Annotated in this window: 25 protein-coding genes; 6 read left to right on the top strand and 19 right to left on the bottom strand. The window is 68.6% G+C overall.

Translation table 11 applies throughout. From position 1 onward, the window contains the following. Positions 1–37 precede the first annotated feature (37 nt). Positions 38–1,225, top strand: coding sequence for a cupin domain-containing protein (locus BG90_RS14190; protein ID WP_010104913.1), 1,188 nt, complete (start codon positions 38–40; stop codon positions 1,223–1,225). A 57-nt stretch (positions 1,226–1,282) separates the two neighbouring features. Continuing rightward, on the top strand, positions 1,283–1,552 hold the full coding sequence (locus BG90_RS37860; RefSeq protein ID WP_009904701.1) for a hypothetical protein: 270 nt from the start codon (positions 1,283–1,285) through the stop codon (positions 1,550–1,552). A 299-nt stretch (positions 1,553–1,851) separates the two neighbouring features. On the opposite strand, the gene BG90_RS14185 is transcribed toward BG90_RS37860, so the two are convergent. The 10 genes from BG90_RS14185 to BG90_RS14140 all read right to left on the bottom strand — a co-directional run bounded on the left by BG90_RS14185 (position 1,852) and on the right by BG90_RS14140 (position 11,323). Continuing rightward, positions 1,852–2,628, bottom strand: coding sequence for an MBL fold metallo-hydrolase (locus BG90_RS14185; RefSeq protein WP_010104918.1), 777 nt, complete (start codon positions 2,626–2,628; stop codon positions 1,852–1,854). A 4-nt stretch (positions 2,629–2,632) separates the two neighbouring features. After that, entirely contained in the window at positions 2,633–3,778 is a 1,146-nt protein-coding gene (gene bamC / locus BG90_RS14180; RefSeq protein WP_010116154.1) for an outer membrane protein assembly factor BamC, read from the bottom strand. Positions 3,779–3,888: 110 nt separating this feature from the next. Further along, positions 3,889–4,791 carry a 4-hydroxy-tetrahydrodipicolinate synthase gene (dapA, locus tag BG90_RS14175; protein WP_010116155.1) on the bottom strand — a complete coding sequence of 301 codons (903 nt, stop codon included), beginning with the start codon at positions 4,789–4,791 and terminating at the stop codon, positions 3,889–3,891. A 44-nt stretch (positions 4,792–4,835) separates the two neighbouring features. Then, the gene (locus BG90_RS14170; protein ID WP_374189763.1) at positions 4,836–5,447 is read right to left on the bottom strand and encodes a class I SAM-dependent methyltransferase; all 612 of its coding nucleotides are present in this window, start codon (positions 5,445–5,447) and stop codon (positions 4,836–4,838) included. A 2-nt stretch (positions 5,448–5,449) separates the two neighbouring features. Next, on the bottom strand, positions 5,450–6,652 hold the full coding sequence (locus BG90_RS14165) for a tryptophan--tRNA ligase (RefSeq protein WP_010104925.1): 1,203 nt from the start codon (positions 6,650–6,652) through the stop codon (positions 5,450–5,452). A gap of 8 nt (positions 6,653–6,660) precedes the next feature. Next, positions 6,661–7,326 (bottom strand): site-2 protease family protein, encoded by a 666-nt coding sequence (locus BG90_RS14160; protein ID WP_010104926.1) that lies wholly within the window; start codon positions 7,324–7,326, stop codon positions 6,661–6,663. Between the two features lie 98 nt (positions 7,327–7,424). Further along, positions 7,425–8,054, bottom strand: a complete 630-nt coding sequence (locus tag BG90_RS14155) for an L-threonylcarbamoyladenylate synthase (protein ID WP_010116161.1) — start codon at positions 8,052–8,054, stop codon at positions 7,425–7,427. A gap of 66 nt (positions 8,055–8,120) precedes the next feature. Continuing rightward, the gene (locus tag BG90_RS14150; protein ID WP_025989901.1) at positions 8,121–8,951 is read right to left on the bottom strand and encodes a 3',5'-nucleoside bisphosphate phosphatase; all 831 of its coding nucleotides are present in this window, start codon (positions 8,949–8,951) and stop codon (positions 8,121–8,123) included. 241 nt (positions 8,952–9,192) lie between these two features. Then, entirely contained in the window at positions 9,193–10,083 is an 891-nt protein-coding gene (locus BG90_RS14145; RefSeq protein WP_010116178.1) for an alpha/beta fold hydrolase, read from the bottom strand. Between the two features lie 421 nt (positions 10,084–10,504). Continuing rightward, positions 10,505–11,323 (bottom strand): ferritin-like domain-containing protein, encoded by an 819-nt coding sequence (locus tag BG90_RS14140; RefSeq protein WP_045568316.1) that lies wholly within the window; start codon positions 11,321–11,323, stop codon positions 10,505–10,507. A 180-nt stretch (positions 11,324–11,503) separates the two neighbouring features. Between BG90_RS14140 and BG90_RS14135 the strand changes: the two genes are divergently transcribed. The 3 genes from BG90_RS14135 (at position 11,504) to BG90_RS14125 (ending at position 13,443) form a co-directional block, all read left to right on the top strand. Continuing rightward, positions 11,504–12,028 carry a gamma carbonic anhydrase family protein gene (locus tag BG90_RS14135; protein ID WP_010104935.1) on the top strand — a complete coding sequence of 175 codons (525 nt, stop codon included), beginning with the start codon at positions 11,504–11,506 and terminating at the stop codon, positions 12,026–12,028. 39 nt (positions 12,029–12,067) lie between these two features. Further along, positions 12,068–13,018 carry an Hsp33 family molecular chaperone HslO gene (gene hslO, locus BG90_RS14130; RefSeq protein ID WP_010104937.1) on the top strand — a complete coding sequence of 317 codons (951 nt, stop codon included), beginning with the start codon at positions 12,068–12,070 and terminating at the stop codon, positions 13,016–13,018. A gap of 80 nt (positions 13,019–13,098) precedes the next feature. Then, a complete protein-coding gene (locus BG90_RS14125; protein ID WP_010104939.1) occupies positions 13,099–13,443 on the top strand; it encodes a hypothetical protein in 345 nt (114 codons plus the stop codon). A 196-nt stretch (positions 13,444–13,639) separates the two neighbouring features. On the opposite strand, the gene ftsB is transcribed toward BG90_RS14125, so the two are convergent. The 9 genes from ftsB to BG90_RS14080 form a co-directional block, all read right to left on the bottom strand. Further along, positions 13,640–14,071, bottom strand: a complete 432-nt coding sequence (ftsB, locus tag BG90_RS14120; protein ID WP_010104941.1) for a cell division protein FtsB — start codon at positions 14,069–14,071, stop codon at positions 13,640–13,642. A gap of 91 nt (positions 14,072–14,162) precedes the next feature. After that, a complete protein-coding gene (gene eno / locus BG90_RS14115; protein ID WP_010104942.1) occupies positions 14,163–15,446 on the bottom strand; it encodes a phosphopyruvate hydratase in 1,284 nt (427 codons plus the stop codon). 106 nt (positions 15,447–15,552) lie between these two features. Beyond that, positions 15,553–16,407: a 3-deoxy-8-phosphooctulonate synthase gene (kdsA, locus tag BG90_RS14110; protein WP_010116186.1), complete on the bottom strand. Its 855-nt coding sequence runs from the start codon at positions 16,405–16,407 to the stop codon at positions 15,553–15,555. Then, entirely contained in the window at positions 16,404–18,065 is a 1,662-nt protein-coding gene (locus BG90_RS14105; protein WP_010104945.1) for a CTP synthase, read from the bottom strand. Before BG90_RS14105 ends, kdsA begins: the two co-directional genes overlap by 4 nt. Before the next feature lie 234 nt (positions 18,066–18,299). After that, positions 18,300–19,130 carry an alpha/beta fold hydrolase gene (locus tag BG90_RS14100; protein ID WP_010104946.1) on the bottom strand — a complete coding sequence of 277 codons (831 nt, stop codon included), beginning with the start codon at positions 19,128–19,130 and terminating at the stop codon, positions 18,300–18,302. Between the two features lie 36 nt (positions 19,131–19,166). Continuing rightward, the gene (locus BG90_RS14095; protein ID WP_045568315.1) at positions 19,167–21,680 is read right to left on the bottom strand and encodes a DNA internalization-related competence protein ComEC/Rec2; all 2,514 of its coding nucleotides are present in this window, start codon (positions 21,678–21,680) and stop codon (positions 19,167–19,169) included. Between the two features lie 51 nt (positions 21,681–21,731). Next, positions 21,732–22,520 carry a TatD family hydrolase gene (locus tag BG90_RS14090; RefSeq protein WP_010116194.1) on the bottom strand — a complete coding sequence of 263 codons (789 nt, stop codon included), beginning with the start codon at positions 22,518–22,520 and terminating at the stop codon, positions 21,732–21,734. A 4-nt stretch (positions 22,521–22,524) separates the two neighbouring features. Then, on the bottom strand, positions 22,525–23,274 hold the full coding sequence (lolD, locus tag BG90_RS14085) for a lipoprotein-releasing ABC transporter ATP-binding protein LolD (RefSeq protein WP_045568178.1): 750 nt from the start codon (positions 23,272–23,274) through the stop codon (positions 22,525–22,527). Next, on the bottom strand, positions 23,267–24,520 hold the full coding sequence (locus BG90_RS14080; protein ID WP_010104965.1) for a lipoprotein-releasing ABC transporter permease subunit: 1,254 nt from the start codon (positions 24,518–24,520) through the stop codon (positions 23,267–23,269). Before BG90_RS14080 ends, lolD begins: the two co-directional genes overlap by 8 nt. 337 nt (positions 24,521–24,857) lie before the next feature. Here BG90_RS14080 and BG90_RS14075 point away from each other — a divergent pair, with 337 nt between their 5' ends. After that, complete coding sequence (locus BG90_RS14075) at positions 24,858–25,940, top strand: regulator (protein ID WP_082094623.1); 1,083 nt, start codon at positions 24,858–24,860, stop codon at positions 25,938–25,940. Positions 25,941–25,951: the final 11 nt, after the last annotated feature.

Below are 25,951 nucleotides of genomic sequence, written 5' to 3'. Positions count from 1 at the left end.
GATGCCCAAACGGCCACCACCCGAACCGTCCGGCCGTGTGCGCGAACGCACCCGCGCGCCGCTGTCCGAGGTGCCGACTCAGCTTCTCGGCAATCTCACGCCTGCGCAATTCATGCGCCGATATTGGCAGAAAAAGCCGCTCCTCATTCGCCAGGCCATTCCCGACATCGCACCGCCGCTGTCACGCGACGCGCTGTTCGAGCTCGCGAGCGACTACGACGTCGAGTCGCGGCTCATCACCCATTTTCGTAACAGATGGCAACTGGAGCACGGTCCGTTCGAGCCAGAGAATCTGCCGTCCGCGAAGCGCCGCGAATGGACGCTCCTCGTGCAGGGGCTCGATTTGCATGACGACCGCGCACGCTCGCTGCTCGAGCGTTTTCGCTTCATTCCGGACGCACGCCTCGACGACCTGATGATCTCGTACGCGACGGACGGCGGCGGCGTCGGCCCGCATTTCGACTCGTACGACGTGTTCCTGCTTCAGGTGCACGGCAAGCGCCGCTGGCGGATCGGCGCGCAGCGGGATCTGTCGCTGCAGGAAGGATTGCCGCTCAAGGTCCTCGAGCACTTCGAGCCGACCGACGAATGGGTGCTCGAACCCGGCGACATGCTGTATCTGCCGCCGCACGTCGCGCACGACGGCGTCGCGATCGGCGAGTGCATGACGTGCTCGATCGGCTTCAGAGCCCCGTCCGCAGGCGAATTGCGCACACAGTTCCTCTACCACCTGGCCGAGCGCGGCGGCTTGCGCACGGGCGCGCGCGACGACGCGCCGTACCGCGATCCGGCGCAGTCCGCGGTCGACGCCCCGGCGATGCTGCCCTCGGCAATGGTCGAGCGCGTCGCCGCGATGCTCGCCGGGATCAAATGGGACGAGCGCGATATTGGCGATTTTCTCGGCTGCTACTTGAGCGAGCCAAAATCGAACGTCGTTTTCGAGCCCCCTGCCCGGCGGCTGGGCGAAGCCGCGTTCGCGGCCCAGGCCGCGCGCCGCGGCATCCGACTCGACAGGAAAGCGGCGTTGTTGTATAACGCGCGCTCGTACTTCATCAACGGTGACGCGTATCCGCTCGCAACTGCGGCAAAATGGCTGCCGGAACTGGCCGATACGCGCCAGATGGAGGCGAAACGGTTTGTAACACTCTCCCAGGCCCCCTCCATGACAGCCTTGCTGCACGAATGGTATTGTGCGGGCTGGATACGGGTGGGCAACATGGAGTAAAGTTGCCCGGCCGTACACCCATGCAAATGCGTGTTTTTGTATGGGAAAGACAACGTATTGACCCCGCATTTGTCGACGGTCGATAGGAAAGTGCATATAATTTCCGCCCAAGCCGTAGGGAAGATTCACGCTCTAGAAGTGCATCTCCACCAGCGGCCCAGGTCGGTGTTGGAGCACATTACCGGTATCGTTTCGCGCTGTTGCTTACCTTTAACCATAAAAGGACGTGATCATGAAGAAATCCCTCCTCGTAGCTTCCCTGTTGGCTGCCGTTGCACTGGCTGCGTGCAACAAGAGCTCCGAGCAAGCTGCTTCGTCGGCTGCTAGCGACGCTACCGCCGCCGCTGCTTCGGCTGCCTCGGGCGTTGCCGCTGCTGCTTCGGAAGCGGCTTCGGGCGTTGCTGCCGCTGCGAGCGATGCAGCTGCTGCTGTGGCGTCGGCTGCTTCGGCAGCGACGGCTGCTCCGGCTTCGGGCGCAAGCCAGTAAGTCGCGTCAGCATCAGCTGAAAAAAAACCGGCCCGCGGGCCGGTTTTTTTACGTCTTCAGCACGACTTTCCTGCGGCCTCACGGCCCTTTGCCCGGGCCCGTAACGCCGCAGCGGATGCGTGCGCCCGCCGACGTCAGGTCAGCGCAGGCTGAGCCAGCCGAAGCCGTCGTCCTGAGACGCGACGAGCACGTCGCCCGCGCCTCCCCCCAATGCCGCCGACAGCGCCGTTTGCGCGAGCGCCGGCGAATTGTTCTGCTGACTCAGATGCGCGGCCACCAGATGGCGCAGCCGGCTGCGATCGAGCTCGGCTAGGATGGCCGCCGCCGCATCGTTGCTCAGATGGCCGCGGGGGCCGCCGATACGCGCCTTCAGCGACGCCGGGTAGCGGCTCGCCGCGAGCATCGCGACATCGTGGTTCGCTTCGAGCACGAGACCGTCACAGCCGCCCAGGACGGCGCCGATGTGCGGCGTCGACATGCCGACGTCAGTCAGCACGCCGAGGCGCGCCGCGCCGTCGCTGAAGACAAACTGGAGCGGCTCGCGCGCGTCGTGCGGGACCGTATAGGGCAGCACGCACAGATCGCCGAGCGCCGCCTCGTCGCCGCTCCAGAGGACGTGGAGGTCGACGTCGGCGTCGTCCGCGCCGACCGCGCGCGCGGTGCCCCAGCTCATGTACAGCGGCAGCGATGCGCGGCGGGCGAGCGTCAGCGCGCAGCCGACGTGGTCGCCGTGTTCGTGGGTAACGAGGATCGCGTCGAGCTCGTCGACGCGCAAATCGAGGCGCGCGAGCCGGCGTTCGAGCTCTTTCGCCGAGAAGCCGCAGTCGAGCAGGACGCGCGTCGTCGTCGCGCCATTCGACGCTTCGACAACGAGCGCATTTCCTTCGCTGCCGCTTCCGAGGCTCGCGAATCGCACGCGCTTAGTTCAACTGCGCGTGCAGCAGCGAGATGAGCCGCTGCGCGTCGGACGAGCTGTCGATCTGGCCGTTCGCGTCGACGACGGCCACTTGCGTCTTCGCGTCGCCCTGCGGACGCACGTTGACGAGGAACTCCTTGCCCTGCTTCGCGGCCGTCGGACCGCCGTAGAACAGCTTGCCGAACAGGCCGTCGCGCTTCAGCTCTTCCATCGAATTCGCATAGCGCACGTAGTAGAGGCCCTTCGCGCGATCGCGGTTGTCGACCGTGAAGTTCGTCCGGTCGAGCGCAAGGCCGACACGCAGCCACGCGCGGTCGAACGATTCAGCCAGATCGAGCGTCGACGCGCCGGCATCGGTGCCGACGACGGTCGCGGGCGCCGTCGCCGGGCGCGCATCGGCGAGCAACTGCTTCGCCTGCGCATCGGTCAGACCGAATTTCTCCATCAGCTTCGCGAGAAACACCGCTTCGAGCACCGGGTTGCGCGGACGCTCCTCCCAGCGCGACGACGTGCCGCCCTGCGCGCCCGTCAGCTTCTCTTCCATCGCGCTATGCGTGATCGAGATGTCGGTATTGCCGCCCGAGGTGCGCGTGACGAGCGTGCGGAAGCGATCGCGGGTGCCCGACGAATAGGCGAAATCGATCACGCGGCCGATCGTGCGGCGAAACCAGTCGTCGGGGATGTTCGCGCGGTTTTCCGCCCAGTCGGTCGCCATGATGCCGGTCGAGGGCGCGTCCGTCTTCAGCACGAAGCCGTTGTCCTGCCAGAACTCCTTCAGCTGCGGCCAGAGCTGCTCGGGCGTGCGGCCGTCGACGACGAGCCAGCGGCGGTCGCCGTCGCGCTCGACGTGCATCCCGAACGGATCCTGCGCGCTCGGCTGCCCTTCCGTCGTGTTGCCCGCGGCCGTCACCGCGCGCGTCGGCGCGGAGCCCAGGCCCGAATTCGTCGGCGGCGCGACGTACGACGGGCTGAGCGGCACGGCCGTCAGATCCTGCGGCACCTGCAGCGGCGGCGCCGAGCCGGTCGACTTGTAGTTGACCCGGTCGGGCGCGAGATAGTCGTTCAGCGTGTCGCAGCCGGCGAGTGCGCCCAGCGCGAGCGCCAGCACCGAAATCTGGATCGCGCGAGAGGAAAAGGCGGAATGTTTCATGAAGTCCTTCGTCTTGCTAGAACGCGTGTCACGCACGACGCCGGGAGCGGCCGGGTCGGTGTCGGATCGATCGGGATGCGGCGCGGCCGCACGGGCGGCCGCGTCCGGCCTCACAGGAGGCCGGCCTCGCGAAGCGCGCTGCGCACGGCTTCGTGGCAGCGCTCGTCGAGGGGCGTGAGCGGCAGGCGGATGCCGCCCGCGATCTTGCCCATCTGTTGCAGCGCCCACTTCACGGGAATCGGGTTCGCCTCGATGAACAGATTCTTGTGCAGCGCCAGGAGCTTCATGTGAATCTCGCGCGCCGTCTTCGCGTCGGCGGCGAGCGCCGCGCGGCACAGTTCGCTCATCGCGCGCGGCGCGACGTTCGCCGTCACCGAGATGTTGCCGTGGCCGCCCAGGAGCATCAGCGCGATCGCGGTCGGATCGTCGCCGCTGTAGATCGAGAACTGCGCGGGCGCCGCCTTGATCAGCTGCGCGGCGCGATCGATATTGCCCGTCGCGTCCTTCACGCCGATGATGCCCGGCACCTGCGCGAGGCGCAGGATCGTTTCGTTCGACATGTCGGCGACGGTGCGGCCGGGCACGTTGTACAGGATCACCGGCAGGTCGACCGCTTCGGCGATCGCCTTGAAGTGGCGGTACATCCCTTCCTGCGTCGGCTTGTTGTAATACGGCACCACTTGCAGCGTCGCGTCGGCGCCCACCGCCTTCGCGTGCTTCGACAGCTCGATCGCCTCGGCCGTCGAGTTGCCGCCCGCGCCGGCGACGATCGGAATCCGCTTCGCCGCGTGCTTGACCGCGGTTTCGATCATGAGGACGTGCTCGTCGACCGAAAGCGTCGCCGATTCGCCGCTCGTGCCGACCACGACGAGGGCATCCGTCCCCTCTTCGATGTGCCAGTCAATCAGCTTGCGGAAGGCCGCCAGATCGAGGCCGCCGTCCTCGAGCATCGGGGTGACGATCGCGGGGACGCTGCCGCGGATTTGAATGCCGTCTTGAGTGCCGTTAGCCATGAAACAAACGCGATGAAAAATCGGTAAAAGTCGATTGTAGCGGATTAGTCTGCCAGTCCGTAACGCGGAAATCCCGCCCCTGCCTCCGGCGCTGCGCGCTCGCGCACTGCGCAGATTCGTTGGACGAATGCGTCGCGCGGCGCGGCCAGGAATCCGTCCTCGAACGCGACGACGCGCAACTGCCCGCGCACCGCGTCGAGCAACTCGCCCGGCGCGAGCAGGAACGCAGGGTTGGACGGCTTGCCGACCGTTTGGTTGCCTTGCGCGAACGTCTCGTACAGCAGCACCCCGCCCGGCGCGACTGCGGCGACGAGACGCGGCAGCAGCGGACGATGCAGATAATGCGTCACGACGACCGCGGCGAAGCGCGCGTCGTCGGCGAGCGGCCAACGCGCGCCCTCGAGATCGGCCGCCTGCGCAGCGACGCCCGGCAGCGCGCCGAGCGACGCGAGCGCGGCCGGGTCGCGCTCGAGCGCGCACACCGGATGGCCGCGCTCGGCGAACCAGCGCGCGTGCCGGCCGTGGCCCGCGGCGACGTCGAGCACCGCGCCGCCCGCCGGCACCAGACGCGACCACTCGCGCACCCACGCCGACGGCTCGGCCGTCGCGCCGTGCGAGCCCGCGTGCGGCGCGCCGTCGACCGCAATCGTCAGCACTTTCAACTGTACGACAGTCCCATCGCCTCGCGCACGTCGCGCATCGTCTCGGTCGCGTACTTGCGCGCCTTGTCGCAGCCGTCGGCGACGATCGCGCGCAGCAGTGACGGATCGTCCATATACTTCTGCGCGCGCTCGAGCATCGGCTGCTGTTCACGCAGAATCCCTTCGACGACCGGCTGCTTGCAGTCGAGACAGCCGATGCCCGCCGAGCGGCAGCCCTGCTGCACCCACTGATGCGTCGCCTCGTCGGTATAGACCTGGTGGAGCTGCCAGACCGGGCACTTGTCCGGATCGCCCGGATCGGTGCGGCGCACGCGCGCGGGATCGGTCGGCATCGTGCGGACCTTCTTCGTGATCGTCTCCGCGTCCTCGCGCAAGCCGATCGTGTTGCCGTACGACTTCGACATCTTCTGGCCGTCGAGGCCGGGCATCCGCGACGCCGCGGTCAGGAGCGCCTGCGGCTCGACGAGGATGATCTTGCGCGCGCCTTCGAGATAGCCGAACAGCCTCTCGCGGTCGCTCATCGACAGGCTCTGCGACTCCTGCAGCATCGCGCGCGCCTGTTCGAGCGCCTCGTCGTCGCCTTCCTGCTGATACGCGTTGCGCAGCTCGTGATAGAGCTTCGCGCGCTTGCCGCCCAGCTTCTTCGCCGCTTCGAGCGCCTTCTCCTCGAAGCCCGGCTCGCGGCCGTACAGGTAGTTGAAGCGGCGCGCGATCTCGCGCGTCATCTCGACGTGCGGCACCTGATCCTCGCCGACCGGCACGAGCGAGCCGCGGTACAGCAGGATGTCGGCCGCCATCAGCACCGGGTAGCCGAGGAAGCCGTACGTCGACAGATCCTTGTCCTTCAGCTTCTCCATCTGCTCCTTGTAGGTCGGCACGCGCTCGAGCCAGCCGAGCGGCGTGCTCATGCCGAGCAGCAGCGCGAGCTCCGCGTGCTCGGGCACCTTGCTCTGGATGAAGAGCGTCGCCTGCGCCGGGTCGATGCCCGACGCGAGCCAGTCGATCAGCACGTCCCACACGTTCTTCTCGATCACCTCGGGCGTTTCGTAGTGCGTCGTCAGCGCGTGCCAGTCGACGACGCAGAAGAAGCACGGGTACTCGGACTGCAGCTTGACCCAGTTCTTCAGCACGCCGTGATAGTGGCCGAGGTGGAGCGACCCCGTGGGTCGCATGCCGGAAAAGATACGGTCTGGGAACATGATTGTCGTTAGAAAAGCGAGGCGAAAGGAGTCAGGATGGCCGTCACGACGGCGTAGCCGGCGCCCACCAGCGGCCGCAGCCAGAATTTCGTCAAGAGCCCCGTCGCGACGAGCGCGAGCACGATGAAGAAGCCGTACGGCTCGAGCCGCGACAGCGCGATCGATTGCTTCGGCGGCAGCAGCGCCGCGAGAACGCGCCCGCCGTCGAGCGGCGGCAGCGGAAAGAGGTTCAGCACCGCGAGCACGAGATTCACGCCGACGCCCGCGCCCGCCATCCGCGTGAAAAACGGCTCGTCGACCGCGAGCGCGGCGAGGCCGATGCTCACGAAGCCCCACAGGAGCGCCTGCACGAAGTTGCAGCCCGGCCCCGCGAGCGCGACCCACAGGCTGCCCCAGCGCGGATCGCGCAGATTGCGGAACGTGACGGGCACGGGCTTCGCATAGCCGAACAGGAACGCGCCGCTCGTCAGGAAGTACAGCACGAGCGGAATCACGATCGTGCCGAACGGATCGATGTGGCGCATCGGGTTGAACGACACGCGGCCCATCATGTACGCGGTGTTGTCGCCGAGCAGGCGAGCGACGTAGCCGTGGGCAGCCTCGTGCAGCGTGATCGCGAAGACCACGGGAAGCGCATAGACGGCAATCGTCTGTATCAGGGAAGAAGCATTCATATCGCGCTATTGTAACAAGCGGGAAACGCGCGAACGGCGCGCGTGCATGCGGACCGAAACGGCGGCCGCTCCGAAGCGCCGGGACGGCGCGGCGCCGCTCACGCGGCGAGACCGAACGGCTCGAGCGGGCCGCGCCCCGCCCGCACGAGCTGCGGCTCGTCGCCCGTCAGGTCGATCACGGTCGACGGCTCGCGCGGGCACGCGCCGCCGTCGATCACGAGGTCGGCCTGCTTTTCGAGACGCGTGCGGATTTCCTCCGGGTCGTTGAGCGGCTCGTCGTCGGGCGACAGGATCAGCGTCGTGCCGAGGAGCGGCTGGCCGAGCGCCTCGAGCAGCGCGAGCGTGATCGCGTGCGCGGGCACGCGCAGCCCGATCGTCTTGCGCGACGGGTGCGACAAGCGCCGCGGCACCTCCTTCGTCGCCTGCAGGATGAACACGTACGGCCCCGGCGTCACCGACTTGATGAGCCGATATTGCCGGTTGTCGACCATCGCGAACGTCGCGAGCTCGGACAGATCGCGCACGAGCAGCGACAGGTGCTGCTTCTCGTCGAGCCCGCGGATGCGGCGCACGCGCTCGACCGCGTCCTTGTCGTCGAGATGGCACGCGAGCGCGTAGCTCGAATCGGTCGGCAGCGCGATCACGCCGCCGCCCCGCACGATTTCGGCCGCCTGCTTGACGAGGCGCGGCTGCGGATTATCCGGGTGAATCCTGAAGAATTGGGACATGGGGACAGAGGGTATGGATCGGCGCGCACGCCGGCCTGCGGCCGGACGCGCTGCCGGCAAACGCCGCTACAGCCAGCGTTCCCAGACGGGTTTGAGATCGGACGGCAGCGGCGGCAGGCTGCCGAGTTCGGTGCGCCCTTCGCCCGGCGCGTGGAAATCGGAGCCGCGCGACGCCTCGAAGCCGAAGCGACGCGCGACGTCCGCGTACTCGCGGTACTGATCGGGCGTGTGGCTGCCCGTCACGACCTCGATCGCGACGCCGCCCAGATCGATGAACTCGCCGAAGAACGCGTCGAATTCGACGGGCGTGTACGCATAGCGGCCCGGATGCGCGACGACCGCCTCGCCGCCCGACTGCCGGATCCACGCGACCGCGTCGGACAGCTTGGCCCAGCGGTGCGCGACGTAGCCCGGCTTGCCGTCGCCGAGGTAGCGGTCGAACACGTCGGCCGTCGACGCCGCATAACCCTTGTCGACGAGAAAGCGCGCGAAGTGCGTGCGCGAGATCAGGTCGGGATTCGAGACATGCTCGAGCGCGCCTTCGTAAGCCCCTTCGATGCCGACCGCAGCAAGCGCGTCGCCGATCGCGACCGCGCGCGCCGCGCGGCCGTTGCGCGTCCGGTAGAGGCCGTCGACGAGCACCCGGTTCTCCGGATCGATGTTCAGGCCGACGATGTGCACGGTGCGCGACGCCCACGTCACCGAAATCTCGACGCCGTGCAGATAGCGCATGCCGAGCGCCTCGGCGGTTTCGCGCGCGGCGCGCTGACCGCCGACCTCGTCGTGATCGGTCAGCGCCCACAGCGTGACGCCGCCCGCGTGCGCGCGGCGCGCGACATCGGCGGGAGAAAGCTGACCGTCGGAGACGTTCGAATGGCAGTGGAGATCGGCGTTCATCGCGGGCATTGGGGACTAGGCGTTCATTCTACTGCAATGCGCAAATTCGCCGCAGCCGCGCCGGTGGAGGCGGAACGGCCGGGGCGGCGGTTCTCGGCGCGTCGCCTGTCGCCTGTCGCCTGTCGCCTGTCGCCTGTCGCCTGTCGCCTGTCGCCTGTCGCCGCCTTGCCGCCTTGCCGCCTTGCCGCCTTGCCGATCTGCCGACCCGCCGATTCGCCCGATCGCCGAACCCGCGGTCAGCTCACGCGCAGAACGCTTCGATCAGCGCGGCGATCTGCTCCGGCTGGTCGTGATGGACCATGTGCCCCGCATCCTCGACGAGCTTCTCGCGCCAATCGGCGAACGCGGCAAAGCGCGCCTTGAATTCGGGAATCGGAATCTCGCCCGCAAGGAACGCGAGCGTCGGCGAATCGACGGCCTCGACGTGCAGCACCTTCGCGCGCACCTTCGACCAGATCGCCGTCACCTCGTCGAGCCGGTACAACAGCGGGCCGCGCAGCTTGTGCGCGGGATCCGCGAGGAGCCGGTACTGGCCGTCCCCATCGCGCGCCGACCAGTGCGCGGCGAGAAACGCCGCGCGGCGGGCGTCGAGGCGCGGATTCGTCTTGACGAGGCGCGCGGCGACGTCCTCGAGCGACGCGTAGCGCTTGAGCGTCGGCGGCATGCGCAGCTCGTCCAGCCACTGCGCGAGGCGCCGCGGCGCCTGCTCGGCGCGCGCGGGCGCAAGCCCGAAGCCCTCCAGGTCGACGACCCGCCGCACCCGCTGTGGCCGCGCGCCCGCGTACAGGCACACGACGTTCGCGCCCATGCTGTGGCCGATCAGGTTCACTTCGCCGTCGGGCGTGTAATGGTCGACCAGCGCGTCGAGGTCTGCGAGATATTCGTGGAACCAGTAATGGCCGCCGCCCTGCGCGGCGACCGGCCAGTCGGACAGGCCGAAGCCGCGCGCGTCGGGGGCGATCACCTGCCAGTCGCCCGCGAGCGCGTCGACGACGAACTGGAACGACGCCGCGACGTCCATCCAGCCGTGCAGCATATAGAGCGTCGGCGCGTCGGGCCGCCCCCAGCGGCGCACATGCAGCTTCACGCCGCGAACCGTGACGAAATCGGAGACAGATTGAGTGGAGTGCATCGCAGCCGCCAAAAAAGAATGACCGTTCGATTATATCGATCCGGCTCGTCCGGCGTGGGCCGCGCGTCGAGCGTGTGTGCGTGTCGAGGCACTTCTCTAGGCGGGCCCGGTCGGAAATAAGCAAGTACTTGATGGGGTCAAATCTGGTGACGCGAATCAGATCAGGCCGGCTGAAATCGCCGAACGCGTCGCGGACGGTTCGGATGTCCGCCGTCTTCGGTCGCGCTCCGATGCCGATCAAATCAAACGCGAATCCGGCAACCGACGCACCCTGCCTGCGAAGCGTCTTCGACCGGTCAGCCAGTCATCCACGGCCTTGCGCAGCCGATTTCGTCGCCCCACGCCCGCGTCGGCCCCGACGATCCGCTCCCGCCCTCGATTGACCCCGCGGCCAACCCGCACCCGCGATGCGCTCCGCCCGTCAAGCCTTCGGCTCGACGTCCTGCGCGACGAGCGCGTTCAATTCATCGTCGCTGAAACCCGCCGCGCGGCGCGCATCGAAGTTGAACGGACCGCGCAGCCGCGGCGCGCGATACTGCGCGGCGAGCCGTTCGTAGGTCGCGTGCGGATCGAGCCCCGCCTCGTCGCACAGATGGCGAAACCAGCGATTGCCGATCCACACATGGCCGATCTCGTCGCGCAGGATCACGTCGAGAATCGCCGCCGACGCGTGATCGCCCGCCTGCTGAAGCCGCGCGCGGATCGGCGGCGACGCATCGAGCCCGCGCGCCTCGAGCGTGCGCGGCACGAGCGCCATCCGCGCGAGCACGTCGCCCGCCGTGCGCTCACACATCTCCCAAAGGCCGTCGTGCGCGGGAAAATCGCCGTACGCGTGCCCGAACTCCGCGAGGCGCGCGGCAAGCAGCGAATAATGATGCGCCTCCTCCGCCGCGACTTTCAGCCAGTCGGCGTAGAACGCAGCCGGCATCCGCGCAAAGCGCCACACCGCGTCGAGCGCGAGATTGATCGCGTTGAACTCGATATGCGCAAGCGCGTGCAGCAGCGCCGCGCGCCCTTCCGGCGAGCGCATGCTGCGCCGCTCGAGCCGGCGCGGCTCGACGAGCTCCGGCCGCGCGGGCCGTCCGGGCAAGCCGCGCTCGGGCGCGCTCAGCTCGCGCTCCGGCAGCGCCGCCGCGCGTCCGTCGAGCAGCGCGGCGCGCAGCTCGCCGACGAGCACGGCCTTGCGCGCAGGATCGGGCTCGCAAAGCGCAGCGAGCGCATCGCTGCGCGCGCAGCGCAGGGGTCGTGACGACGAAATCGGGACGAATGACATGAGAAAGCGACATGCCCGCGCGCGGCGAGCGCGCGCGAACGACCGGAACAACCGTTTACAATAAAGGATTCGATCGCGCCGCATCCAAGCGCGACGCAACCGCGCGCCATTGTACCGGCCGCCCAGACCAGCCCCAAGGGAGACACCGTGACCATCTACAAGCTCGGCGACAACGCCCCGTCCATCCACGAAAGCGTGTTCGTCGCGGACAGCGCGGCGATCGTCGGCAAGGTCGTGCTCGAAGAGAACGCGAGCGTCTGGTTCGGCGCGACGATCCGCGGCGACAACGAGCCGATCACGGTCGGCGCGGGCAGCAACGTGCAGGAAGGCGCGGTGCTGCACACCGATCCCGGCTGCCCGCTCTCGATCGCGCCGAACGTGACGGTCGGCCACCAGGCGATGCTGCACGGCTGCACGATCGGCGAAGGTTCGCTGATCGGCATTCAGGCGGTGATCTTGAATCGCGCGGTGATCGGCCGCAACTGTCTCGTCGGTGCGGGCGCGGTGATCACCGAAGGCAAGACGTTCCCCGACAATTCGCTGATTCTCGGGGCGCCGGCGAAGGTCGTGCGTACGCTGTCCGACGAGGACATCGCGCGGATGCACATGAACACGAAGAGCTACGCGACGCGGCGCGCGTATTTCAAGGAGCAGCTCGTGCGGATCGGCTGAAACGCCGCGCACGAGCCGTTTGATTGTCGAGGGAAAAAAGTGAGCGACCAGTTACAGAAATTCATGTTCAACGCGGCCCCGGTGCGCGGCGAGATCGTCTCGCTGCGCAACACGTGGCAAGAGGTGCTCACGCGCCGCGACTATCCGACGCCCGTGCGCAACGTGCTCGGCGAGATGATGGCAGCCTGCGCGCTGCTGTCGGCGAACCTGAAGTTCGACGGCACGCTCATCATGCAGATCTTCGGCGACGGCCCGATGAAGATGCTCGTCGTCCAGTGCAGTTCGGACCTCGCGATGCGCGCGACTGCGAAGTTCTCGGGCGACGCCGCGCAGACGATCGGCGAGGACACGTCGTTCGCCGACCTGATCAACGCGAGCGGCCACGGCCGCTGCGTGATCACGCTCGATCCGACCGACAAGCGGCCCGGCCAGCAACCGTATCAGGGGATCGTGCCGTTGAACGGCGAGGACGGCCCGCTCGCGTCGATTGCCGACGTGCTCGAGCATTACATGCGGCATTCCGAGCAGCTCGACACGCGGCTCTGGCTCGCGGCCGACCACAATCGCGCGGTCGGCGTGCTGCTGCAGAAGCTGCCGGGCGACGGCGGCATCGTCCCGCGCGTGGAGGAAACCGACATGGACACGTGGGAGCGCGTCTGCACGCTCGGCGGCACGCTGTCGTCGAAAGAACTGCTCGAAGTGGAACCCGAGACCGTGTTCCGGCGTCTGTTCTGGCAGGAGAATGTGCAGCACTTCGAACCGACGAGCACGCGCTTCCATTGCACGTGCTCGCGCGAGAAGGTCGGCGGGATGCTGCGCATGCTCGGACGCGTCGAGATCGACGGCGTGATCGAGGAGCGCGGCCACGTCGAGATCCACTGCGAATTCTGCAATCAGCGCTACGAATTCGATCCGGTCGACGTCGCCCAGTTGTTCTCGACGCCCGAACTCGGCGCAAGCGTAGCGCCCGCCGCCGAGCGACGACACTGATTCGTCCGCGTGCGCGCGGGCAACGCGCCGCGCGCGCCGTCCGGCGGGCAAGTCGCCGGCACAAGCCAGGAGGCAGCAGCATGAAACCGATCCTTGTTCGCGCCGCACCGCTCGCGGCGCTCGTTGCGGCCGCGTCGCTGAGCGGATGCGTAGCGCCGCCGCCGATGACGGTCCTGAGCCGCCTGCCCGAGCAGGCAGGCACGACGTCGCACACGCTCACGCCCGACGAACGCAAGCGCTACGACGAGATCGACCGGCAGGTGCTGCGCGAGCAAAACGCGGCGATCGCAGCCGACGAAGCCGCACGCGCTTGGTCGTACTACTATCCGCCGCCCATCACCTATTACGGCGGCTATTACGGCGGAGGCTGGGGGCATGGCTGGGGCACGGGCTTCAGCTACGGCTACCCGGGCTGGTGGTGGTGAAAACGCCGGATTCCGATCGATTGAAAATCAGCAGGAAACAAAAAAGCGCGGCCGAAAGACCGCGCTTTTTTGTTAGGCGCTCCGAAGCTTCATCATCGCGCGAAGCTTGCGATGCTCGGCCCGCCGAAGCCGGCAACGCGAGCGACGACGCGCGTCCGGCCAAGCACCTGTGCAACGCGTCGCGCTCGGCGGCGCATCAGCCGTGCGCCGGCTTGTGCGCCTTGTCGCCGCCGTGCCGCTTTTCAGGCTTCGCGCGCGACACCGGATTCGGCACGACGCGCACCGGCGCGGCCGACACCTCGCCGCGCGTCGACGTCGCCGGCTGCGCATTGCTCTGCGCCGCAGACGCCGGCGAATTCGGCGACACGAACTGCACGAACACTTCGCCGTCCTTCACCATGCCCATCTCGTAACGCGCACGCTCCTCGATCGCCGAGGTGCCGCTCTGCAGATCCTGCACTTCGCCCGCGATCCGCTCGTTGCGCAGCTTCGCGTCGGCGTTCTTCTGCAATTGGTCGTTCAGTTGCTGCCGAAGCTCGTGCACTCGCAGCCAGCCGCCATGCCCCCACCACAATGGGTACTGAATCACGACCAGCAAAGCAATCAGGACGACGGTAACGAGCCGCATGAATAAGCCGCAGATATAAGAAGCGCCGCTTCACGAGATCGCGAAGCGGCGTCATCGATGAACAAAACCGATATTAACGCGTTAGCGCGCGTCAGCGCAGGTTATAAAACGCCGACTTGCCCGGGTAGCTCGCGATATCGCCGAGATCTTCCTCGATGCGCAGCAGCTGGTTGTACTTCGAGATGCGGTCGCTGCGCGACAGCGAGCCCGTCTTGATCTGGCCGGCGTTCAGGCCGACTGCGATGTCGGCGATCGTCGAGTCTTCCGTTTCGCCCGAGCGGTGCGAGATCACGGCCGTGTAGCCGGCGCGCTTCGCCATCTCGATCGCCGCGAACGTTTCGGTCAACGTACCGATCTGGTTGATCTTGATGAGGATCGAGTTCGCGATGCCCTTCTCGATGCCTTCCTTCAGGATGCGCGTGTTCGTGACGAACAGGTCGTCGCCGACGAGCTGCACCTTCTTGCCGAGGCGCTCGGTCAGGCGCTTCCAGCCGTCCCAGTCGCCTTCGTGCATGCCGTCTTCGATCGACACGATCGGGAACTTGTCCGCGAGCGTCGCGAGGTAGTCGGTGAACTCGGCCGACGACAGCTGCAAGCCTTCGCCCGCGAGCTGGTACTTGCCGTCGTGGTAGAACTCCGACGCCGCGCAGTCGAGCGCGAGCAGCACGTCTTCGCCCGCGCGGTAGCCGGCCTTCTCGATCGCCTGCAGGATCGTCGACAGGCATTCGTCGTTGCTGCCGAAGTTCGGCGCGAAGCCGCCTTCGTCGCCGACCGCCGTGCTCATGCCGCGGTCCGACAGAATCTTCTTCAGCGCGTGGAACACTTCCGCGCCGCAGCGCAGCGCTTCGCGAAACGTCGGCTGGCTTACCGGCACGATCATGAATTCCTGGATGTCCAGGCTGTTGTTCGCGTGCGCGCCGCCGTTCACGATGTTCATCATCGGCACCGGCAGTTGCATCGCGCCCGAGCCGCCGAAGTAGCGGTACAGCGGCAGGCCGGCTTCTTCAGCCGCGGCCTTCGCGACCGCCATCGACACGGCGAGCATCGCGTTCGCGCCGAGGCGCGACTTGTTGTCGGTGCCGTCGAGTTCGAGCAGCGTCTTGTCGAGGAACGCCTGCTCGGACGCGTCGAGGCCCATGATCGCTTCGGAGATCTCGGTGTTGATGTGCTCGACCGCCTTCAGCACGCCCTTGCCGTTGTAGCGGCCGGCTTCGCCGTCACGCAGCTCGATCGCCTCGCGCGAGCCGGTCGATGCGCCCGACGGCACCGCCGCGCGGCCCATCGTGCCCGACTCGAGCAGCACGTCGCACTCGACGGTGGGATTGCCGCGCGAATCCAGAATCTCGCGGCCGATGATGTCTACGATTGCACTCATGGTTTCCTCTGAAAATGACGATGGATTCTGTTTTCAGCGATGGCGGCCGGCGCGCACGCGAAAGCCGCTTTCGCTACTGACGCGCGCGAGGGCCGCCGAGTTCATCTCAATTGAAATCGTTTTCCAGGAACGGCGCGCGCTTCACCGCCCGATCGAGCGTGACGAGCGTCTCCAGCAGCGCGGCCATCCTGCCGAGCGGCACCGCGTTCGGGCCGTCCGACCGGGCATCGGCCGGGTTCGGGTGGGTCTCCATGAAGAGCCCCGCGACGCCCGTCGCCACCGCCGCGCGCGCGAGCACCGGCACGAATTCGCGCTGGCCGCCCGAGCTCGTGCCCTGCCCGCCCGGCAACTGCACCGAATGGGTCGCGTCGAACACGACGGGCGCGCCCGTCTCGCGCATGATCGCGAGCGAGCGCATGTCCGACACGAGGTTGTTGTAGCCGAACGACACGCCGCGCTCGCACGCGAGGAAGCGGTCTTCCGACAGCCCCGCGTCGCGCGCGGCGTCGCGCGCCTTGTCGATCACGTTCTTCATGTCGTGCGGCGCGAGGAACTGGCCCTTCTTGATGTTGACGGGCTTGCCCGATTGCGCGCACGCGCGGATGAAGTCGGTCTGACGGCACAGGAACGCGGGCGTCTGCAGCACGTCGACGACGGCCGCGACAGGCGCGATCTCGTCGATCTCGTGCACGTCGGTCAGCACCGGCACGTTCAGCTGGCGCCTCACCTCGGCGAGGATCCGCAGGCCCTCGTCCATCCCGAGCCCGCGAAACGACTTGCCCGAGCTGCGATTGGCCTTGTCGTACGACGACTTGTAGATGAACGGCACGCCGAGCTTCGCGCAGATCTCCTTCAGCCGGCCCGCGGTGTCGATCGTCATCTGCTCCGATTCGACGACGCAGGTGCCCGCGATCAGAAAGAACGGCTTGTCGAGCCCGGCTTCGAATCCGGCGAGATTCATGCTTTCACTCCGGCGCGCGACTGCTGAAACGCGAGCGCGGCCTGGACGAACGACTTGAAGAGCGGATGACCGTCGCGCGGCGTCGACGTGAATTCCGGGTGGAACTGGACGCCGACGAACCACGGGTGCATCGCCCGCGGCAGCTCCATCATTTCCGGCAGATCCTCGCTCGGCGTGCGCGCGCTGATCACGAGGCCGCCCGCTTCGAGCTGCGGCACGAAGCGGTTGTTGACTTCGTAGCGGTGACGGTGACGCTCGTTCACGTCCTTGCCGTAGATCTCTTCGGCGAGCGTGCCCGCCTTGATCGGGCAGCGCTGCGAACCGAGCCGCATCGTGCCGCCGAGATCCGAATCCTCGGTCCGCTTCTCGACCTTGCCGTCGCGGTCGTACCACTCGGTGATGAGCGCGACGACGCGCTCCGGCGTGTTCGCATCGAACTCGGTGCTGTTCGCCTGGGCGAGGCCGACGACGTCGCGCGCGAATTCGATGACGGCGAGCTGCATCCCGAGACAGATGCCGAGATACGGGACCTTCGACTCGCGCGCATGGCGGATCGCCGCGATCTTGCCTTCGGTGCCGCGCCGGCCGAAGCCGCCCGGCACGAGGACCGCGTCGAGATGCGCGAGGCTCGCGGTGCCGTTCGCCTCGAGCTCTTCCGAATCGATGTACTCGATGTTGACCTTCGTCGACGTGTGGATCGACGCATGGCGCAGCGCTTCGATCAGCGACTTGTACGATTCCGTCAGGTCGACGTACTTGCCGACCATCCCGATCGTCACCTCATGCTTCGGATGCTGAAGCTTCTCGACGAGATCCGACCACATGCGGAGATCGGCCGGCTTCGGATCGAGCTTGAGCTCTTCGCAGATGATCTTGTCGAGGCCCTGGTCGTGCAGCATCTGCGGGATCTTGTAGATGCTGTCGACGTCCCACACCGAGATCACCGCGTCTTCCGGCACGTTCGAGAAGAGCGAGATCTTCTTCGATTCGTCGTCGGGGATCGGGCGGTCGGCACGGCAAAGCAGCACGTGCGGCGAAATGCCGATCTCGCGCAGCTTCTGCACGCTGTGCTGGGTCGGCTTCGTCTTCAGCTCGCCCGCCGTCGCGATGAACGGCACGAGCGTCAGGTGAACGAAGCATGCGCTGTTGCGGCCGAGGCGCAGGCTCATCTGGCGCGCCGCCTCGAGGAACGGCAGCGACTCGATGTCGCCCACCGTGCCGCCGATCTCGACAATCGCGACATCCGGCTCGCCGCAGGTGGCCGACGCCGCGCCGCGCTCGACGAATGCCTGGATCTCGTTCGTGATGTGCGGGATCACCTGGACGGTCTTGCCGAGGTAATCGCCGCGACGCTCCTTGCGGATCACCGATTCGTAGATCTGACCGGTCGTGAAATTGTTGGCCTTGCGCATCTTCGTGCTGATGAAGCGCTCATAGTGGCCGAGGTCGAGATCGGTTTCCGCGCCGTCTTCCGTCACGAACACTTCGCCGTGCTGAAACGGGCTCATCGTGCCGGGATCGACGTTGATGTACGGATCGAGTTTGAGGAGGGTGACTTTGAGACCGCGCGATTCGAGGATCGCGGCGAGAGAAGCGGCGGCAATGCCCTTGCCGAGGGAAGAAACTACGCCGCCGGTGACGAAAACATATTTGGTCATCGCTGGATGCTCGCGGGAAAAACGGATTATACCGTAAAGGCCGCGCGTCACTCAGCAATCGACGCTCGATCGCCCCCTTTCCTTCTCCCTTCCGGGCTCACGCGAGCCCCTCCCCGGCCGTTCCGCGCGGCGCCCCGCCGCACGTCGCGCAAACCTGTCGCGCGGACCTTGCGTCGCGCGCTGCGTCCGCCCCTGTTGCGCACCGCGGCACGCTCGAGGCGGACGCCGCCCCGATCACGCGCGCCGCGCGTCGGCGCCGCCGCTCTCGGCGGCGCGCAGCGCGTTGATCATGCGCTGCAGCGCTCGCGCGGTCTCGAGCGGCCGCTCCATCGGGAAGAGATGGCTGCCCTCGAGCCAGTCGATCCGGCCGCGCGCCGCCCGGCGCGTCGCCGCGAGCCCGATCTGGCGGATCTCGCGCGAACGCGTGCCGGCGAGAAAGCCGATCGGCACGGGCGCGCCGTGCGCAAGCCGCGGGCCGAGCGTATGCGGCAGCGTCCGGTAGATCATGTATTCGATCTGCCGATCGAACGCGAGCGCGCGCTCGCCCGCCGCACTCGTCTGCGGAATGCCGTAGTCGATGTAATCGGACAGCATCCGCTCGTCCCAGCGCGCGAACGACTGCTTCGCGCGAAAGTGCCGCCAGGCGTCGTCGCGGCTCGCCCAATGGACGCGACGGTTGCGCGTCGCGGCGGCGGGCGACAGGCGCTCGTCGAGCCCCGTCCATTGACTCACGCGCAGCGCGCTGCTGCGCCAGCCCGCGATCACGGGCGAATCGAGCATCACGACGCCGCGCACCCATTGCGGGCGCTTGAGCGCCGCCATCAGCGACAGGTAGCCGCCGAGCGAATGGCCGACGAGCCAGACGGGCCGCTCGTACGTGCGGCCGACGTCGTCGAGCAACTGCTCGACGAGGTGCGGCCAGTCGCGCGTCACCGGAAAGCGGCGGTCATGGCCGATCCGCTCGATGAAGCGCAACTCGTAATCGTCCGCGAGCTCGGCGAAGATCGTCCGGTACGTGGATGCCGGAAAGCCGTTCGCATGCGAAAAATGGATGATGTCCTTCAAATGCCGCCGTCTCCCTGTCGTAGCCTCCGCGTCGCATCACCGGCCCATCCAGTAGCGCCGGTGCGCATCCCGGTATCGGATCGGCACGGGGGCCGCGCCGTTCGACGCCACGTCGATGCGCACCGCGCCGTCGCGGTCGGTGCGCGGCAGCTCGATGCCGCGCCCGACATAGCGCGCCCAGACGGTCGGATGCGGATGCTGGAACCTATTCGCGTAGCCTACCTGAAATACGGCAATGCGCGGCTCGACCGAATCGAGGAAAGGTTCGGTCGACGACGTGCGGCTGCCGTGATGCGGGACGACGAGCACCTGCGCGGCGAGCGCCCCGCGCGATCCGGCGACGAGCGTGCGCTCGGAGCGCGCGTCGACGTCGCCCGTCAGGAGCGCCGCGCGCGCGCCCGCCGATACGCGCAGCACGCATGACTGCGCGTTCGTCGCACCGCCCGCCCGTGGGCCGCCGTCGGGCCAGAGCGTCGCGAATTCGACGCCGTCCCAGCGCCAGCGCTGCCCCGCCGCGCACGGCAGCGCATCCGTCACGCCGGCTGTGCGCGCGGCGCGCCAGAGGCGATTCGAAGGCGGCAAGCCGCCCGTCATCTGCGCGACCGCGACCGATTCGAGCACGGCGGGCGCGCCGCCCGCGTGGTCCGAGTCCGCGTGGCTCACGACGAGCGCGTCGAGCGCGCGCACGCCCTGCGCGCGCAGGAACGGCACGACGACCCGCTCGCCCGCGTTCGACGCCTCGGGCCCCGGGCCCGCGTCGAACAGCAGCGCGTGCCGCGCGGTCTCGATCAGCACCGCGGAGCCCTGCCCGACGTCGAGCGCCGTCAGCCGGAACGCGCCTTCGGGCGGCGCATGCGACGCCGGCGCGAGCAGCGGCAGCCAAGCAAGCGGCGCCGCGTGACGCAGCGGCCAGCCGCGCGGCGTCAGCGCCCAGACGACGCCCGCCGCCGCCGTCGCGAGCGCGAGGCCGCCCGGCATCGGCAACATCCAGACCGTGCGCCCCGCGCCGGCCGTCGCCTCGAGGAGCCGCATCAACGTCGCGACGAGCGCATGTGCGAACGCGAAGGCGATAGCATCGAGCGGCGCGGGAAGCACGACGCCTGCGAGCACCGTCGGCGTGACGAGCGAGCCGACCCAGGGGATCGCGAACGCGTTCGCGAGCGGCCCGGCGAGCGGAATCTGCGCGAACCACAGCACGGTGAGCGGCGCGAGCGCGATCGTCACCGCGTACTGCGCGCGTGCGGCATCGCGCACCCGCCGGGCGAGTCGCGTCATCGCCCGCGCGCACGCCGTGCGCAACCGCGCGGCGCGCGACGGCGGCACGCCGTCGCCACCATCGATTGCGACGCGCGCTCCGCGCCCATCGTTCGCCTCACGCGCATCGCGCGCGGCACTCCGCCCCGACGACACGAACAGGATCGCCGCGACCGCGCCGAACGACAGCCAGAATCCCGGCGCCGTCACCGCCCACGGATCGACGAGCAGCACGCAGCCGAGCGCCGCCGCCAGCACCGACGACGGCGCGAGCGAACGCCCGCCCAGATACGCGACGCCCGCGGCGGCAAGCATCCACCACGCACGCTGCGCGGGCACGTTGAAGCCGGCGAGCGCAGCATAGCCGGCGCTGCCGGCGATCGCGCCGATCGCCGCGACCTTCTGCGCGGGCAAGACGAGCGGCCAGTTCCGCCCGACGCAGCCCGAGCGCCGCCAGAACCCGCCTGCGAGCCACGCGCACAAGCCGCCGACCATCCCGACGTGCAGCCCGGAGATCGCGACCAGGTGGCTCGTGCCGGTGTCGCGCAGGACGCGCCAGTCGTCGTCGCCGATGTCGCCCTGCGCGCCGATCGCGAGCGCGACGACGATTCCGCGATGCGCGGCGTCGCCGAGCACGTCGACGATCCGGCCGCGCAGCCGCGCGCGCAGCCGGTCGATCGCGGCGGCAATGCCGGGCGCCCCGCTCGCCAGCCGCCGCGCATCGCGCGGCGCGGACACGTAGCCGAGCGCCCGGATGCCGCGCGCGAGCCATGCCGCCTCCGCGTCGCGCACGCCGAAGTTCGCGTTGCCGTGCGGGCGCTTCAGACGCACGCGCAGCCGCCATCGGTCGCCCGGCACGAGCTCGGGCGGCAGCGCCGTGCGCCCGAACGCGTACCAGGCGAGCGACAGCGTCGCGGGAAACCGGGCGACGCCCGCGTCGTTGCCGTCGACGTCGAACAGGAAACGCACGCCGTTCGCGTCGCGCGACGGCAGCCCGCGCACCGCGCCAGTCACGACGATGTCGCGCCCTTCCCACGGCTCGGGCAGCGCATCGCTCAGACGCCACTGCGCGCGCGCCGCCGCGTAGCCGAAGCCCGCGAGCGCCGCGGCGCAACAGCACGCGCAGAAACCGGCCCGCCGCATGCGCGCACGCGCATCGCCGCGCAGCGCGGCCGCGAGCCATACGCACAAGCCGAACGCGAGCCCGCCGCCCGCCCATGCCGCCGCGCCCGGCAGCGCCGCCTGCTGCTGCAGCGCGACGACGCCGAGCGCGAACGCGCCGCACATCGCCCGCATCGCGCCTCCGTCTTTCGCGCCGCCGGGGCGGCGCACCTGGTCACGGATCGATTATGCGGACGAAAGCGCGAGGCGCGGCAGCGCGGCGAGCGCGTTGGCCGAAGTGGATAGCGAAAGTCGGGCGACGTCGATGCCGCGCAGCGCGGCGATCGCCGCGCCGATGAGCGGCACCTGGTCGGGCGTGTTGCGCTGCTTGTAGCGCCATTCGGGAGGAATGTCCGGAGCGTCGGTCTCGACGACGAGCGCGTCGAGCGGCAATTGCCCGGCGAGCCGCCTGATCTGCAGCGCGCGGCCGAACGTCACGTTGCCGCCGAAGCCGAGCTTGAGCCCTTGCGCGAGATACGCATCGGCCTGCTGGAAGCTGCCGTTGAACGCGTGCGCGATGCCGCGCCGCACGCCCGCGCGCCGCAGCCCGGCCAGCACGCGATCCTGCGACTTGCGCACGTGGCACACGACCGGCAGATCGAAGTCGCGCGCGAGCCGCAGCTGCGCGTCATAGAAGCATTGCTGCCGGTTCTCGTCGAGCCCCGGCACGAAGTAGTCGAGGCCGATCTCGCCGATGCCGACGAAACGCGGATCGTCGAGGCTCGCCTCGACCTCCATCCGCAACCGGTCGAGATCCTCGTCGCGCGCATGCGGCGTGTACATCGGATGAATGCCGAGCGCGTACGCGCCGCCCTCCGTCGCGTGCGCGAGCTCGCGCACCGTCGCGAAATTCATGCGCCCGACGCTCGGGATCACGATCCGCGACACGCCTGCCGCCCGCGCCGCATCCGCGACGGCCTCGCGATCGGCGTCGAACTCGGCCGCGTCGAGATGGCAGTGCGTGTCGATCCACATCGCGTCACACCGGCACGGCCGGCTCCTCGTGCAGCACGCCGTCGCGCAGCCGCAGGATGCGGTCGCAGCGCGCGGCGAGATCGGGATCGTGCGTGACGATCACGAAGCTCGTGTCGAGCGTCCTCGACAATTCGAGCATCAGGTGGAACACGTGATCGGCGGTCGAGCCGTCGAGGTTGCCGGTCGGCTCGTCGGCGAGCACGCACGCCGGCTTCGTGACGAGCGCGCGCGCGATCGCGACGCGCTGCCGCTCGCCGCCCGACAGCTCGCCCGGCCGGTGCTTCGCGCGTGCGCCGAGCCCCACCTCCTCGAGCATCTCGCGCGCGCGCTGGCGCGCCTCCTCGGTCGACATCCGGCGGATCCGCAGCGGCATCGCGACGTTGTCGAGCGCGGTGAACTCGGGCAGCAGATGGTGAAACTGATAGACGAAGCCGAGCGCGCGGTTGCGCAGGTCGTTGCGCTCGCGCTCGGCGAGCTGCGTGAACGGCTTGCCGAGCAGCGACACCTGTCCCGCGCTCGGCTCGTCGAGGCCGCCCAGCACGTGCAGCAGCGTGCTCTTGCCCGAGCCCGACGCGCCGACGATCGCAAGCTTCTCGCCGCGCCGCACCGACACCTCGGCGTTGTCGAGCACCTGCACGTTGAAGCCGCCCTGCACGAACGTCTTCGTGATCCCGTGCGCCTCGAGCACGCACTCGCGCGCGGCGCCATCCTGATAGTTCTGATTCATCGTTTGTTCGAAGACCCGGTCATTCATAGCGCAGCGCCTCCGCGGGGCGCACCTTCGCGCCGCGCCAGCTCGGATAGAGCGTCGCGAGCGCGGACAGCGCGAACGCGATCACGCCGATCTTGATCACGTCGCCCGGCACGAGCTCGGACGGCAGCTCGCTGATGAAGTACACCGACGGCGGCAGGAACTGCACGCCGAACGCATGCTCGATCATCGGGATGAGCCACGGGATGCTCCACGCGATCAGGCAGCCGAGCGCGACGCCCGTCGCGGTGCCGACGAAGCCGATCGTCACGCCCTGCACGACGAAGATCTTCATGATCGAGCCCGGCTGCGCGCCGAGCGTGCGCAGGATCGCGATGTCCGCCTGCTTGTTCGTCACGGTCATCACGAGCGACGACACGAGATTGAACGCCGCGACCGCGATGATGAGCGTCAGGATGATGAACATCATCCGCTTCTCGATCTGCACCGCGGAGAACCACGTCTTGTTCTGCTGCGTCCAGTCGCGGATGTACAGGTCGCCCGACAGCGTGTGCGCGAGCTCGCGCGCGACCTGCGGCGCCTTCTGCATGTCCGTGAGACGCAGCCGCACGCCCGTCGGCGCGGGCAGCCGGAACAGCGCCTGCGCGTCCTGGATGTCGATCATCGCGAGCGAGCTGTCGTATTCGTAATGGCCGGATTCGAAAAGGCCGACGACCGTGAACTGCTTCAGGCGCGGCATCATCCCGGCCGGCGTGATCGTGCCTTCCGGCGCGACGAGCGTGACCTTGTCGCCGACGCCCACGCCGAGATTGCCCGCGAGCGCGTTGCCGAGCACGATCCCGAACTGGCCGGGCGCGAGCGCCGTGAGCGCGCCCGCCTTCATGTCCTTGCCGATGTCGGACACCTGCGGCTCGAGCGACGGCTCGACGCCGCGCAGCATCACGCCGCTCACCGCGTCCTGGCGCGTGAGGAGCGCCTGCGCGTCGACGTAGGGCGCCGCGCCGATCACGGACGGATTCAGGCGCGCCTCCTTCGCGGTCAGCTGCCAGTCGGGCATCGAGCCCGTCGGCGAAAAGACCTCGACGTGCGCGAGCACCGACAGCATCCGGTCGCGCACTTCTTTCTGGAAGCCGTTCATCACGGACAGCACGACGATGAGCGCCGCGACGCCGAGCGCGATCCCGAGCATCGACACGAGCGCGATGAAGGAGATGAAGCCGTTGCCGGTCGTGCGTTTGCCGGCGCGCGTGTAGCGCCAGCCGATCTGCCATTCGTACGGAAGTTTCAAGCGTATCCTTTCTGCTGGTTGGGACGCCGCGCGCTGCGCGAGTCCGCGCGCAGGAACCGGGCCTGCCCGGTCACGCGCGCAGTGTGCCACACAATGCTTAACCGACCCTGAAAACGTTCCGGATCGGAGCGGCCGGCGGCGGCGCGGCGGATTCGATCGATGCGGCGTCGACCGATACCCGCGGGCGCGCCTTCGCCGCAGGCCGCGTGCGTCGGCGAGCGACGCGCGCGCTGCGCCGATCCGCAATTTTACCAACGCCGCCATGCACGCCGCGCATGCGGCGCGCGGCGCGACATCGGCGACCGGCCCCGCCGTTTGGCCTACAATGCGCACCATCATGCGCGCCCAACGTCTTCACCTCCTCGTGCCTTTCGCGCTGCCGTCGGCCGCCGACGCCGCGTCTTCCCTCCACACGCTCGACAGCCCCGCGCTCGACAAGCTTCTCGCGCGCGCGCGCCTCGTCGAACACACGGTCGGCGAAGATTTCCAGCGCACGCTGCCGAACGAACGCTGGCTCGCGCGCCAGTTCGGCGCGATTCCCGCCGACGCCGACGACGCGCCGCTCGCGCCGTACATGCTCGTCGCCGACGGCGGCACGCCGGGCGACGACACATGGGCGTGCGTCGAGCCCGTGCACGTGCGGATCGCGACCGATCACCTCGTGCTGATCGATCCCGCGTCGCTCGAGATCGGCGACGACGAAGCCGCCGCGCTCCTCGACACGGCGCGCCCGCTGATCGAGGAGCTCGGCGTGAAGCTGCAGGCGCCGCGGGCATCGCGCTGGTATCTGTCGAGCCCGCAGCTCGCCGGGCTCGCGGGCGCCGCGCCGCTGCGCGCGAGCGGACGCAACATCGAGATCTGGCTGCCGCACGAGACGCAGACGGGCGAACGCTCGCGCACATGGATGAAGCTGCAGAACGAAGTGCAGATGGCGTGGTTCCAGCATCCCGTCAACGAGGCGCGCGAAGCGCGCGGCTACCCTGCCGTCAATTCGATCTGGTTCCACGCGCAAGGCGCGATGAAGCCGGTGACGAGTCCGTTCGCGCGCGTGCTGTCGCGCTCGCCCGGCGCACGCGGGCTCGCGCTTGCGGCGGGTTCGGCCGCGGGCGAGCCGCCCGCCGCGTTCGACGCGCTCGCCGCCGGCGCCGGCGCCGCGTCGCAATCGAGCGACACGACGCTTATCGAGCTCGATGCGCTGACGGCGCCGTTCATCGAGCAGGACTGGGCGCGCTGGCACGACGCGCTCGCCGCGCTCGAGCGCGACTGGTTCGCGCCCGCGCTCGACGCGCTCGCGCAAGGCCGCATCGGCGAGCTCACGCTCACGCTCTGCGGCGACACGAGCACCGCGACGCTCGCCGCGACGCGCGGCGATCTGCGCAAATTCTGGCGCCGCCGCACGCTCGCCTCCCTGTTCGAATAACGACAACCGCT

The organism is Burkholderia oklahomensis C6786, from assembly GCF_000959365.1.
GTDB lineage: Bacteria > Pseudomonadota > Gammaproteobacteria > Burkholderiales > Burkholderiaceae > Burkholderia > Burkholderia oklahomensis.
The sequence above is the reverse complement of the archived record's forward strand: the minus strand, read 5'-3'. Positions and strand labels throughout refer to the sequence as shown.